Here is a 14,785-nt window from a genome sequence, read left to right as displayed (position 1 = left end):
CCCATTTTTTGTTTTCCCACCGGCCATTCGAAAAGTGATCTACACGACCAATGCAATCGAAAGCATCAACGCTCAACTGCGCAAGATCATTAAAACGAGAGGACACTTCCCAACCGATGACGCTGCAATCAAATTAATCTGGCTGGGCTTGCGCAATATCACGGCGAACTGGGGCAGTGCGGCCCACGACTGGAAAAGTGCCATGAATCAATTCGCGATCCTGTACGGGGACCGGTTCATCAGGCCGACGTGGTAAATGAAGGTCTGCCTAACGGCAGGCCGTTACCGGCCCGCACACAAAAAACCTGACACTCCCGGAGCAAGCGCCCTCGCCACAAAAGCACACCGGGCAAAATAAATGTTGACGCCGTCAACACCTCCCGAGCCAAACCCTCGCCAAACTCGGGTTCCTTGTTCTGTCATCTTCCGCCGCCCGGCAACCATCCGCCGCCATCGTCGCGACCAGCCCTTGCCGTCCCCCTGAAAAAACCGCCTGAACCCACGGCGCAGAGCCCTCGAACACCCGAGGAAAAAAGCCGAAAAACAGCCCTCAGCTCCCGAGGTTTTTTCCTTTATCTGTCACCGGAAACTGCGAATTTCTAACCCATGGCCTCACCCCATCGCCACCGGCACAGGACCGAGCGCCATGACGGCAAGCACGCGTCACCCAACCTACGTACGAACACGATGAAAGGAGATTCTTCATGTTTAAGCGCAACGTTCTCGCGGTATCCCTGACCCTCGCCGGCCTCTGCGCCGCTCAGGCCGCCATGGCTGATGTCAATGGCGGTGGTGCTACCTTGCCTCAGCCGCTGTACCAGACTTCCGGCGTCCTGACTGCCGGTTTTGCCCCTTACATCGGCGTGGGCAGTGGTGCCGGCAAGTCGGCTTTCCTGACCAACGACTACACCAAGTTCGTGCCAGGCGACACCAGCGGCAAGAAAGTGCACTGGGCCGGTAGCGACTCCAAGCTCAGCGCCACCGAACTGAGCACCTACGTCAGCGCCCACGGTGCCGCCTGGGGTCCATTGATCCAAGTGCCTTCGGTCGCCACTTCGGTTGCCATTCCGTTCAACAAGACCGGCACCGCCAACGTTGACCTGAGCGTCAACCAACTGTGCGGCGTGTTCTCCGGCCGTTTGACCGACTGGAGCCAGATCACCGGTTCGGGCCGTACCGGCGCGATCACCGTGGTTTACCGTGCCGAGAGCAGCGGCACCACCGAGCTGTTCACCCGCTTCCTGAACGCCAAGTGCGCTGAAACCGGCACCTTCGCCATCACCACGAACTTCGCTTCCAGCTACAGCGGCGGCCTGCCAGCCGGCGCCGTTTCCGCCACTGGCAGCCAGGCTGTGATGACTGCAGTGAATGCCGCCCAAGGCCGTATCACCTACATGAGCCCGGACTACGCCGCTACCACTCTGGCCGGCCTGGATGACGCCACCAAGGTCGCCCGCGTTGCCGGTGTTTCCCCAGCCCCAGCCAACGTTTCGACTGCCATCGCCGCGGTTGCGGTACCGGCAGTAGCCAACCGTTCCAACCCGAACGCCTGGGTACCGGTGTTCGCCGCTACCACCAACCCAAGCGACCCTAGCGTCGTAGCCTACCCATCCACCGGCTACCCGATCCTGGGCTTCACCAACGTGATCTTCAGCCAGTGCTACGCCGATGCGACCCAGACCACTCAGGTGCGCAACTTCTTCAGCCGCCACTACGGTTCGTTGACCAACAACGACTCGGCCATCACCGCCAACCGTTTCGTGCCGCTGCCTTCGGCTTGGAAAACCGCCATTCGTGACTCTTTCGTCACGGCTTCCAGCGGCCTGAGCATCGGCAACACCAGCGTCTGCAACGCCATCGGTCGTCCGTTGTAAGCCCAGGCTTGAACGACTCGCAACACCCGGTCAGCAACGGTGAAAGCCGTTGCTGACTTTTTGCGTCATAGCCGTACCACCACAGCCACATGAAATTTTCATGACATCCGTTCGGTCCCGAGCGGCTGTAACCGCCTATCCCCTATAACCAACGCTGGCAGCTTGAAGGCACTGCGTTGCGCCCCCTTAGAGCGAACCCGAAAGGATGAGTAGGATGCTGCGCTGCAAACCCCAGACGAACCTGAATGCTTCCCGTCGCGATGAGTTGTCGATGTTGCGGCTCAAGCCGCTGGCCCAGGCCATTGCCCTGCTGATGGTGGCCGGCAATGCCCACGCGGCGACGGCGTTCAGTTCGGCCTGGTTTGCCGCCAAGGGCGCGTCCCAGGCCGGTGGCGCGGGGCGGCCTACGACGGCGCAGCCGGGCATGCCGCCGCCCTTGGCGCAGCAGCAACGGGCCAATGCACAGTTGCAGCGTTCGCTGACCAACCTCAACAACACCGTGGCCGCCATCGCGGCCCAGCAGGCGGCCCAGGCCGCCGGGCGGCAAGCGGCGTTGGGGCAGGTGCAGGTCGTGCCCGATGGTTTGGGCGAGGGCGGGCTCAAGGTCGACAACAGCCTGACCCAGGGCTGGCTCAACGCCAAGGGACCGCAGCAGACCCAGGCCGGCGGCAAGACCACGGTGAAGATCGAGCAGACCGCCGACAAGGCGATTCTCAACTGGGAAACCTTCAACGTCGGGCGCAACACCACGGTGGATTTCCAACAGCAAGCGGACTGGGCCGTGCTCAACCGGGTCAACGACCCGCAGGCGCGACCGAGCCAGATCCAGGGCCAGATCAAGGGCAACGGCACGGTGATGCTGGTCAACCGCAACGGCATCATTTTCAGCGGCAGCAGCCAGGTCAACGTGCGTAACCTGGCGGCGGTGGCGGCCAACATCAGCGATGAGCAATTCAGCCAGCGCGGCTTGTATGTCGATGCCACCGGCAGCCAACCGACCTTCACCGACGCGGCGGGCAAGGTCGAAGTGCAGCAGGGCGCACTGATCGAAACCCATCGCGCCGCCACCTCCACGGCCGGTGGTGGTTATGCCTTGCTGCTGGGCTCTGAAGTGGAGAACGCCGGTTCCATCATCACCGCCAAGGGCCAGACCACCCTGGCGGCGGGCGACAGTTTCTACATCCGGCGCGGCCAGGGCACCAGCGGCAACCTGCGTTCCACCACCCGTGGCAACGAGGTCGCGACGTCCCTCAAGCCCGGCAGCAGTGCCGGCACGGTGATCAACAGCGGCCTGATCCAGGCCAGCACCGGCGACATCACCCTCACCGGGCACACTGTGCAGCAGAACGGCGTGGCGGTGGCGAGCAGTTCGGTGGACACTCGCGGCACCGTGCACCTGCTCAACGCCGCGAGCGACAGCAGCGGCAGCGTGACCCTGGGGCAGGGCAGCGCCACGGCGGTGTTGCTCGATGCTGCCGGCGGCAGCGCCCTGGACAGCCAGCGCAATGCCGGACCGGCCGGCCTGGATGGCACGCCGAACAACCTGATCACCGGCCCGTTCAACAACCTCAGCAGCGTCGTGGACCGCAGCGACCAGTCCCGGGTCGAGATCGTCAGCGGCGGCAGTGTCGACTTCCAGAACGGCTCCATCACCCTGGCCACCGGCGGCCAGGTCGCGGTCAGCGCTGCCGGGCGCAGCCTGGTGCGCGATGGCGCGGTGATCGATGTGTCCGGTGCCATCGGCGTCAAGGTGGCGATGGAGTCCAATTCCATCAAGGTCAACGTGCAGGGCAACGAACAGCGCGACGCCCCGGTCAACCGCGATGGCGGCAAGCTGACCAACAACGATGTGTGGGTGGACGTGCGTGACTTGATTTACGTGCCGGCGGGCACCAACGGCTACGCCACTGACCGTTGGTACACGGCGGGTGGATTGCTGGAGGTCGGCGGTTACCTGGGCACCCGCGGCCATAGTGTCGGCGAATGGGCTGCACAAGGCGGTAGCCTGACGTTCACCGGCAACGACGTGGTGACCCAGCAGGCGGCGCAACTGAACCTGTCTGGCGGCACCCTGGATGTGCAGAGCGGCTACCTGCGCCAGTCCTGGCTCAAGGGCCCCGATGGACGCTTGTACGAATTGTCCAAGGCGCCGGGGGACATCCTCTACACCGGTATCTACAAGGGCTACGAAGATCACAGCCAACGCTGGGGCCAGACCGATTACTACTACAACCCACTGATCGCCCCACGCGAACGCTTCGAAGCCGGCTACACCGTCGGCCGCGATGCCGGCAAGCTGGTGGTATCGACCCGCAACGCGGTGCTGGAAGGCCAGATCGTTGGCGAGGTCTACCAGGGTGAACGCCAGACCCAGGCGCCGAACCTCAACCTCGATGGTTACCAGCAATCGCAAAACGCCGTGGCCCGACGGGCTCAGTTGTGGGTAGGCAGCTACACGCCGATCTATGACAAGACCAGTGGCGTGATCAATAGCGGCCTGAACCCCACCTTCGATCAGGTCACCGTCGGCAAGGTGACCGACAAGATTGCCGCGGGCCTGGGCCTGACCTCGGCGGTCGGCAGCGACCGGCAAGGCAAGCTGGTGCTGGACAATGCGTTGCTCAATGACTTGCAGCTCGGCGCGGTCAAGGTGGCAGCGGCGCAAGGCATCAACGTCGATGGCATGCTCAAGGTGGCCGATGGCGGGGATATCACGCTTTATGCGCCGCAGGTGGAGGTGAACGCCGACCTGACCGCCCGTGGTGGGCGCATTGCCTTGGGTAACGTGCTTAAACAGGTCCGAACCGATAATTTCCAGATGGAAGACGTTGTGCTTTCGCCCGCCACCGGTCAGCGTGCCGCGGTCACGTTGGGCGAGGGCGTGACGTTGAACACCACTGGCCGGTGGAGCAACCTGCTACCCGACGGCAACGATCGCCAGGGCTTGCCGTTCCTCAATGGCGGCACTGTGTCTGTACGCAGCAGCGGCGACATCGATGTGCGCCAGGGCAGTCTGATCGACGTCAGTTCCGGTGCTGCGGTCATGGCCGATGGCAAGACCCGCGGCGGCAAGGGCGGTGATCTGATCCTGACCGCCAGTACCGGTACGTCGTCCAGTAACGGTGCCCTGAACCTGGGCGGCGAATTGCGCGGCACCGGCGTGAGTGGCGGCGGGACCTTGAAGCTGGCGGCCAACAAGGTGCTGATCGGCGACAGCGGTACACCCCTCGAACCCGGCACCCTGCGATTGAGCGGTGACTTCTTCGACAAAGGCTTCTCGGCCTATGACATCACCGGTAACCAAGGCCTGACCGTGGCCGACGGCACCCGGGTCGATGTGACGATGCCGGTGTACCGTTTCGGCGATCAGGCGTTGAGCACCGGCAGCGGCGCAGAACCGGCGGATGCGTTGCAGCGCTGGACGCCGCAGCTGTACCAGGAAGATGCGATCAAAGGCGTCCTGACCCAGCGTCGCGGCGCAAGCCTGAGCCTCACTGCCGGTACCGCGAACTCCAGCGCGGCCGACATGGCGAGCACGGTGTTGAACCTGGGCAAGGGCAGCGTGATCAGCGTCGATCCGGGGCAGGGCATCGATGTGCGCAGCATCGGCCAGTTGACTGCCAACGGTACCCTCAACGCCTGGGGCGGACGGGTCAGCCTCACCGGGTTGAGCGTCCTCGGTGCGCAGGGTGAAGCCGTCAACGCCCAGGGCCACGGTCGCTCCATCTGGCTGGGCGAACAAGCGCTGATCGACGTCTCCAGTCGGGCCGTGACCGCCCAGGATATGCGCGGTCAGACCTATGGCTTGGTCCGTGATGGCGGGCAAATTGTCATCGGCGGCCAGATCGATGCCACAAAGGGTTCGGCTTCCGCATCCGAACTGTTTGTCGTGGTGCGCGACGGCGCGCGTCTGCAAGCGGATGGCAGCCAGGCCGTGCTGGATATTTCTGGCCAGGGACGCACGTCGGTGGCGAGCGATGGCGGCAGTATTTCCCTGGCGTCGGCCAATGGTTTGTACCTGGACGGCGAGTTCAGCGCTCGTTCGGGGGGCACGGGGGCGGCAGGGGGCAGTTTGTCGGTGGCCCTGGAAACGCCGTATTACCGCAACGATGCGGTCAGTGACCGGGTCTTGCACGTGCGTGAGCTGGTGCTCGGGCAAAACGCCCAAGCGGCCCTGCCGGGCGACACGGCCGAAACCTCGGCGGATTCACTGGTCTACGGTCACGGCCGATTGGGTGTGGATCAGGTCCAGTCGGGTGGCTTCGACAGCCTGGCGCTGTTGAGCAACGGGCTGTTGAGCATCGATGGCGACGTGTCGCTGTCCCTTGACCAAAGCCTGAGCCTGTATGCCCGCAGTTTTGTAACCCGTGCAGCCGCGCCAGATACCCGGGCTCAACTCAATGCTTCCCATGTACTGCTGTCGGGCCCCGCGGCCAACCTTCCAAACAGGGATAACTACGTCCGCCCGGTGGTCGATGGCGGCGTATCGTTGCAGACGAACAAGGCCGTGTTTTCTGTCAACGCAGACCTGCTGGATGTGCAGGGTAACGTGACCTTCAGTAGCAAGGGTACCGTGCGACAGGCCGACGGCAGCACCGTCGAGTTGGAGCGCGCCGGTTTTGACCGGGTTCAGTTAAGCAGTCGGGGGGATGTGCGATTCCTGGCCGGGTTCTCGAACGATGGATTGCCTACAGGCTTTACCACCCAACTCCTGACGCCTTCGGACATGATGTTGCAAGCCGCTCAGCTGTATCCAGCGACGGGCGTTGGCGCCCGGGTTTTGGCGGGGTGGAGCATGACTGCGGAGGGAACGCCGCAATATGATCCTTTGCGCAGCCTGGTCATCGGGCGAACGACCCAAACCACGTCCCAGGTGCCTTACTCGGCATTCGGGCGCTTGCAATTGGGTAGCGCAAGCATTGAACAGGGCGGAGTGGTACGGGCACCGCTGGGTTTGATTGAAATCGGCACCAATGGTGGTCCCGGGGAAGCCATCACCGATCGGATCAACCTGTTGCCGGGCAGCTTGACCTCGGTCAGTGGCCTGGGTCTGGTCATGCCGTATGGCGGTACTGTCGATGGTCAGAGTTACCAGTACGCCGGCAAGAAGGTTGTGCTGCTGGGGCAAGGCGCGGTTCCTTCCGAAAACGGCGACATTAATATCGGCGTGATTCTGGGCGGCAAGTCGGTGGAGGGTCAGGAAGGCTCGGTACTCGACCTCTCGGGTGGCGGTGACTTGCTCGGTGCTGGTTTCATCTCCGGCCGTGGCGGTTCCACCGACGCACGCTTCAACCCGTTGGTACAAATTGGCACGAACGGCGGCTTCACCTTGCCGGGGCTATCCAGCAATCCGGTCTACGCTATCGTGCCGGGCAATCAGAGCCAGTATGCGCCGGTCGCCCCCGAAGGCGGCGCGGTGGATCCGCGAGTAGGCCAGCAAATTACCATTGGCGCTGGTGTGCCAGGGCTCGCCGCCGGTACCTATACCCTGATGCCGTCCACGTATGCGTTGATGCCAGGCGCGTTCCGAGTCGAGGTCAATGGCCTGGCGGGGCAAGGCCTCTCAACGGGGGCGCAACAGATGCGCAACGGCTCTTGGACCACCGCTGGCGTGCTCTCGGTTGCCAATACCGGGCAGCGCGACAGTTTGTCCAGCCAGGTCATCCTGACCTCGGGAGATGTGCTGCGTCGCTATTCGCAATATAACGAAACCAGCTACGCCCAGTTTGCCGTGGCCGATGCCGCTCGCCTGGGCGTGCCTCGGGCCGTCTTGCCGGTCGATGCCAAGACCTTGAAGTTGAGCCTGTCGCCTGGCGCGGGAGATCAGGCGTTTTCCTTCAAGGGCATCGGCAAGTTCGCGCCTCAAACGGGGGGGTATGGCGGTACTGTCGCTGTGACTGCTATCGCGAATAAGGCGTTGGAGGTGGTAGCCGACGGAAGTGGGGCGACGGCCGGCTTCGAAGGCGTGTCCCTCAATGCCGAGAGCCTGAATGCGTTGAATGCCTCGCGCCAAGTGATCGGTGGCCAGTTTTCAGTGATCTATGGACAAGGCGGCAATTACATCAGCCCGCAAAAGGTGTCGAGCAGCGTGATCTTGCGTGAAGGCGCGACCTTGGCAGCTCCCGAAGTATTCCTTCTGTCCAGTGGCGGGGAAGTGCTGGTGGAGCAAGGCGCCGCCATCAATACCATTGGCCGGGGCAAGGCCGCCTATGACGCCCGTGATGGTTTTATCTATAACCTGAGCGGGAAATCGCTCAACTACAGCATGCTGGCTGCCTCCAACGGTTTGCTCAATGTGCTTGCGCCCGAGTCGGGCTCCAACGGCGCCATCAACATCGGCGGTTGCAGCCTGATAGCGTGCAGTGGCGTCACACGGATTCATTCCGAGGGCAGTATCGTCGCTGCTTCGGGCGGCAGCGTGGCCCTGAGTGACCAAGTGCGCTACGGCACCCGTCACCTGACCCTGGCCTTGAGTAATATCAACGTCGGCACCGCCCAGGCACTCAGCGATGCGGCGATGCGCCAGGTCTTGCCAGCGGGTCTGACCCTGAGCCAGACCGTGCTTGATCGCCTGTTGCGTGGCGACACCGAATATGGCGCACCGGCCCTGGAAACCCTAGAGCTGTCGGCCCGCGAGGCGTTGAATTTCTACGCAACCGTCAGCCTCGACACGTATGACCCGGTCACCGGCAAATCGCGCCTGAGCAACCTGATGCTCAGCACCCCGGCCATCTATGGTGCCGGCAGCGCCAATGACGTGGCGACCATTCGCACCGCCAACCTGATCTGGAACGGCGCTGTTGGCGCGCCGGGTTCGGTGATTGCCGGTGGGGCGGGCACCGGTGCCGGTCGCCTGGACATCCAGGCCCAACGGATCGAGTTCGGTTACGGTGACTTCGCCCAGCCCAGCTCGGTCACTACCCTCGACCGTCTGGCGCTGGGCTTTGCCAACGTCAACCTCAGCGCCAGCGAGCGACTGACCGCCAACCACAAGGGCAGCCTGGCGGTGTATCAAAGCCAGGGCGCCTATGACGCGAAAACAGGCTACGCCTACAGCGGCGGCAATCTGAATATCCTTACCCCGTTGCTCACCGGTGAGGCCGGTTCGGTCAACCGCATTACTGCGGGCGGGGCGGTCAATGTAGCAGGCACGCCCGCTAAGCCGGGCGCTGTCTCCGGGCTTGGGGGCGAGTTATCCCTCAAGGGCCAGAGCCTCAACCTGGCCAGTGCCGTGGTGCTGCCCAGCGGCAAGCTGACCCTCAGCGCGACGGATGACCTGACTCTCGCCGATGGAGCGTTGATTGATGTAGCCGGTCGCGCGATCACCTTCAACGATGTCACGCGCTACAGCGCCGGTGGCGAGGTGATCCTGCAAAGCCGCAACGGCAACATCCGCCAGGCGGATGGTTCAAGCATCGACCTTTCGGCTCGCAATAATCAGGCTGGCCGGCTCAGTGCGGTGGCGTTGGACGAGGCGGCCGGGCTGGTCGACTTGCAAGGACGAATCCTCGGCAGCAGCAGTGGCGAATACGACGCTGGCGGCACCACCATGCCTTACTTGGCCGGCAGCGTGGAAATCCAGGCCCAGCGCCTGGGCGACAGCGGCAGCCTCAGCGAGCAGTTCGCGGCCCTGAACCAACGCTTGAGCGATGGGCAGGTCTACGGCTCCCGTGGCTTCCAGCTCAAGCAGGGCGACCTGGTGATCGGCAACGAACTCAAGGCCTCGACCATCAGTGTGTCGGTCGACAACGGAAACCTGTTGGTCAATGGCAAGGTAGACGCCAGCGGCGAACGGGTCGGCAGCATCCGGCTCGCCGCCGGGCGCTCTCTGACCCTGGGCAGCAACGCGGTGCTCGATGCCCACGGCAATCGCCTGCGGGTAGACAGCTACGGCAAGATCATCGACTCACCGAACCGCGCCGTGGTCGACCTGACCTCCCGGGGCGGCGTGCTGACATTGGCCGACGGCGCGCGCATCGATCTGCGCCATGGCACTGCGGCGCCTGCGGAACAGCAGGATGGTCGCGCTCGCGGCACCCTGGAACTCAATGCCCGGCGCGCCGGCCCGGATGCCACCCACGGTGACATTGCCATCGACGCCAGCGGCAACCTGGATATCCAGGGCGCGCGGTCCATCGCCGTCAATGGTATGTGGCAATACAACGACGCAGCTTTTGGCAGCGATCCGGCGGCCAGTGGCCGTCCGTATCAGGTCATCGATCAGGCCTACCTGGATGGCAAGCACCAGGACAGCCTCGCCTTCATCAACGCGGCGCTGGCCAACAGCGATTTGATGCAACGCAAACTCGCTGGTCTGAACAACGCCCGTTATGCCGATGCCTTCCACCTGCGGCCCGGCGTCGAGATCGTCAGTGCGACGGCCGACGGTGACCTGGTGGTGCAGGGCGACCTGGACCTGTCCGGTTATCGCTACGCCAGTGTCAATCCGCACACCCGGCAAACCGCCGTGTACGGCTCCGGTGAGGCCGGCGCGCTGACCCTGCGCGCCGGGGGCGACCTGAGCATTTACGGCAGCATCAACGACGGATTCGCTCCGCCGCCCGCCACTCAGGATGACAAAGGCTGGGTGTTGCTGCCCGGCATCGATTTCACCGGTGGCGACATCGTCGTCCCCGGTGCCGGCGTGACGCTGGCCGACGGTACGGCGTTCCCGGCGGGAACCACGCTCAACTACGACTTACCCATCAAAAACGTGACCCTGGCGGCCGGCACCCGGTTGCCAGTGGCGGCGATCCTGGAACAACCCTTGGAGCTGCCGGCCGGCACGGTATTGGCGGCTGCGGTGCACGACGCCTCCGGCAACCTGCTGTTTGCCGCCGGCACTTTGCTGAGCCGGGCCCAGACCCTCGAAGCCGGCTCGCAGTTGGGCGCTGGCAGCGTGTTGAGCGGCGCCACCGCTTTGCTCGGTTTCACCTGGCCCAAGGGTGTGGCGTTGCCCAACGTGGCCGACGCGGGCAATGTCCAGAGCAATATCCTCAAGCTGGACGGCAGCCTGGCGCTGAACCGTGGTTCGCTGATCCCCTCGGGCACCGATGTGAAGTTGCCGGATGGCGTCGAGTCGATCCAGCTACGTCCGGAAATCGCCGGCAGCGATGGCCGCATGTGGGCTATCGCCCCGATGCTCGCCGAGAGTTCGCAATCCTGGTCGCTGCGGTTGGTGGCCGGGGCCGATACGACGGCGGCGGACAGCCGGATCGTCCAGCCCGATCCGGTACAAGGCGACTTGCGCCTTGCCGATAGTCACTACGGCATGTTTGGCAAATCCGTGCCGGCCAAGGGCACCTATCGGTGGACTCAACAAGGGGTCGATGAGCTGGCGGGCGCGGGATTCACGGTAGAGCTTGGCCAAACCGTTGACCTGGACATCGTGAGCAATTTTGGCTACGACTCGGTTGACGCCTTCTGTGCGGATTTCGCCGGCATTTGCGCGCTTCAAGCTTCTTACAGATGGACCAAGGCCGCGGAGGAGGAATTGGCCGGTTCCGGCTTTGAGGTCAAGGCCGGCGAGCTGATCAGCCAGGCCGCTGCGCAGTTTTTCCAGTTTGATTCGGTTCAGTCACTCTGCGACGCGGCGCCGAGTGTCTGTGCTCCCGCAGACGTGGAGTATCAAGCGGTTGCCGGCAGTGTCCGTCCGAGCGTCATCCGCACCGGTACCGGGGACCTGGAACTGCTCAGCGGTGGCAACCTGCGCATGGATTCGTTGTTCGGCATCTACACCGCCGGCACCTCGTCAGCACCAACGTTCCCGGGCGATCCCTACAACCAGCCCAAGGCCCTGGGCGCCAACGGCAAGGTGCTCAACGACGAGGATGGCAGCAACGAAAAGCTGGTCGATGGCGGCGCTGAAAGTCTCTATCGCGCCTGGTATCCGGACGCGGGCGGCAATCTGTTGCTCAAGGTCGGCGGCGACCTCAGCGGTAACCTGACCGCGCCTGCAGCCACCCCGAACGGACGACCGAATCCCGCCGACATGGGCCAGGACTCGGCCAATGTGGGCAATTGGCTCTGGCGCCAGGGCAATGGTGATTCAGTGAGCAGCCAGCCGACCGCCTGGTGGATCAACTTCGGTAGTTATACCGCGTCGACGGTATCGGGTGGCGCTGATCAAATGGCCGCTTTCACCGGGTTCGGAACCTTGGGTGGCGGTGATCTGGATGTGCAGGTGAAGGGTGACGCGGGCGTGTTGAACCGACTCGCCGGTAGCGGCTTCAACTCAAACATCAACCCTCGTAGCCAGGGGCTGCTGTTGGCGGTGGGCAGCACCGGACGTGTAGGGGCTGATGGCAGCCTGCAATTGACCGGCGGTGGAGATCTCAATCTGCGTGTGGGTGGTGCTTTGAATCCCGAGAGCCTGTTCGTGGACGGGCATCTCAACGGCGCGGTCATCAACCTGCGGGGGCACGCGCAGATCGACAGCGGCGCCATCGGTCGAATCGACCTGCGCTATGGCAACGTTGCTTCGGCACAGTCTCCGGGGGAAACGCGTGCGTACGACTTCTTCAGAGCCACACGTGGCCTGCCAACAGGCGGGCTGACTTTGATGCCGGGCGATGCCACGTTCGATCTGACAACGTCAGGCGACCTGGTAGTGATGGACGTAGCGGACCCGGGTCGGGCGCCGATGATGAACGTATCGCCTTTCAAAGATGGCACAACTAACGGATCCGGCGTGAGCTGGTTTTCGTTATGGACGGCCAATACGGCGATTGATCTGTGGTCGTCGGGAGGCAACCTGACGCCTTTGACTAGTGCTACGGCAACGGATCTGGCCGTGGTCTACCCATCGATCCTGAGGGCTGTGGCGGCCAGCGGCAGTCTTTACTACGGCCAGTCCTCAATATGGGATGGAACCGGCTACAACGGTGACAACCGTCCAGCCCTGCTGCTTGCTCCCGGTATCAACAGTGAGCTGCAATTTATGGCCGGCGATTCCATCTACGGCGGCGATATGTCGGTCAGCCGTTCCGGTGCATCGTCTGCAGCCCTGGCCACGCCGTTCAGGCCGGCCTTTGTCGGTCTCGTCGAGACTGTCGATTTCGGTCCCGTCATCAAAGCCAGTAACCTCTCAGCCGATGGCAACCTCGCGCGTCCTAGTGCGAATATATTGCCGCTGTTTGCCTTCGACACCAGCAGCGCCTCCGGTGAATGGGCCCTCAATGCCGACCCTGCGCGTTTCTATGCGCTGGAAGGTGATTTGCTGGCAGTCACCACCGGACGGTCGATGACATCAGCCTCTACGGGCAGATGGCCTGGGCGAATCGCCTACGAAGGCGCCGGAGCTGTACGGATGATGGCTGGGCGAGACATTGTCAGCAGCGGCATACCGTTGGGTGGGTCTCTGAATGAGAATTCCGACGCGGGGAGTTACACCAGCACCGGCAACCTCTTCATCCACAACAACCCCACCGACATCTCCATCGTCTCCGCCGGCCGTGACATCCTCTACAGCAACTTCAACGTCGCCGGCCCCGGCCTGCTGGAGATCACCGCCGGGCGCAACATCCTGATGGACGACAAGGTCAGCATCACCAGCCTCGGTGCCGTGGTGCCGGGGGATTCGCGCCCTGGCGCGAGCCTGGTGCTGCAAGCCGGCGCGGGTCTCAACGGGGCGGATTACGAACGCTTCGTCAAGGCCTACCTGGACCCGGCGAACCAGGCCCTGGCCGGTGTGCCGCTGGCGAACCAGGACGGCAAGGTCGCCAAGACCTACGAGGCGGAGTTGGTGGATTGGCTCGAGGAACGCTTCGGCTTCAGCGGCGACAGCGAACAGGCTCGCAGCTATTTCGCGGCGTTGCCGGCCGAGCAGCAACGGGTGTTTGCCCGCGACGTGTACTTCGCCGAGCTCAAGGCCGGTGGCCGTGAGTACAACGAAGTGGGCGGCGTGCGCCAGGGCAGCTACCTGCGGGGCCGGGAGGCTATCGACTTGTTGTTCCCAAGCAAGGATGTGGCGGGCAATCCGATCACCTACAAGGGCGACATCACGATGTTCGGCGGGGCGGGGGTGCACACCGATTTCGGCGGCAGCATCCAGATGCTGACGCCGGGTGGCGGGCAGACCTTCGGCATCGAGGGTAACGCACCGCCTTCCACCGCCGGGGTCATTACCCAGGGCGAGGGCGATATCCAGTTGTATGCGCAGAACAGCATCCTGCTGGGGCAGAGCCGGATCATGACCACTTTCGGCGGCTCGATCCTCGGTTGGTCGGCCCAGGGCGATATCAACGCCGGTCGCGGTTCGAAGACCACCGTGGTCTACACGCCGCCCAAGCGCTTGTACGACACCTGGGGCAACGTGACGCTGTCGCCTTCGGTGCCGAGCACCGGGGCCGGTATCGCCACCCTCAACCCCATTGCCGAAGTGGCGCCGGGGGATATCGACCTGATCGCGCCGCTGGGCACCATCGATGCGGGCGAGGCGGGGATCCGGGTGTCGGGCAACGTCAACATCGCGGCGTTGACCGTGGTGAACGCCGCTAACATCCAGACCCAGGGCAAATCCACCGGTGTGCCGCTGGCAGCCTCGGTGAACACCGGGGCCATCACCTCGGCCAGTTCGGCGGCGTCTTCGGCGACGCAGGCGGCTGAAGACGTGGCCCGTCAGCAACAGAATGCGGCGCGGCAGAACCAGGCGTCGGTGTTCACGGTGCAGGTGGTGAGTTTTGGCTCCGAGCAACTGGCCCCGTCACGCGATGGCGCCAAACACGACGCGCCCCGGGCCTATGACCCGTCCAGCCCGGTGCAGGTATTGGGCGCGGGGCCTTTGGACGAGCAGAACCGCCAGCGGCTGACCGAGGAGGAGCGGGGGCGGTTGAGTTTGTAGGGGATTGAGCTTGCAGTGAGGTGGGCTGTGCTGGCCTCATCGCGAGCAAGCTCGCTCCCACAGGGAACTG

The 14,785-nt window shown here is 63.7% G+C and carries 3 protein-coding genes; all 3 read left to right on the top strand.

Annotated features, from left to right (window positions below):
* Nucleotides 1–256 (top strand): transposase (locus BM321_RS20955; RefSeq protein WP_139236210.1); only part of this gene is annotated, 256 nt, incomplete at its 5' end.
* Nucleotides 257–704: 448 nt separating this feature from the next.
* Complete coding sequence (locus BM321_RS20950) at nt 705–1,874, top strand: substrate-binding domain-containing protein (RefSeq protein WP_092198345.1); 1,170 nt, start codon at nt 705–707, stop codon at nt 1,872–1,874.
* Between the two features lie 214 nt (nt 1,875–2,088).
* Entirely contained in the window at nt 2,089–14,715 is a 12,627-nt protein-coding gene (locus BM321_RS20945) for a filamentous hemagglutinin family protein (RefSeq protein WP_092444493.1), read from the top strand.
* The last annotated feature ends 70 nt before the right edge of the window (nt 14,716–14,785 follow it).

Source organism: Pseudomonas sp. NFIX10 (assembly GCF_900111955.1).
GTDB classification, from domain to species: Bacteria; Pseudomonadota; Gammaproteobacteria; order Pseudomonadales; family Pseudomonadaceae; genus Aquipseudomonas; species Aquipseudomonas fluorescens_AA.
Note: the sequence above shows the minus strand (reverse complement) of the source record. Positions and strands in the feature narration are given on the sequence as shown.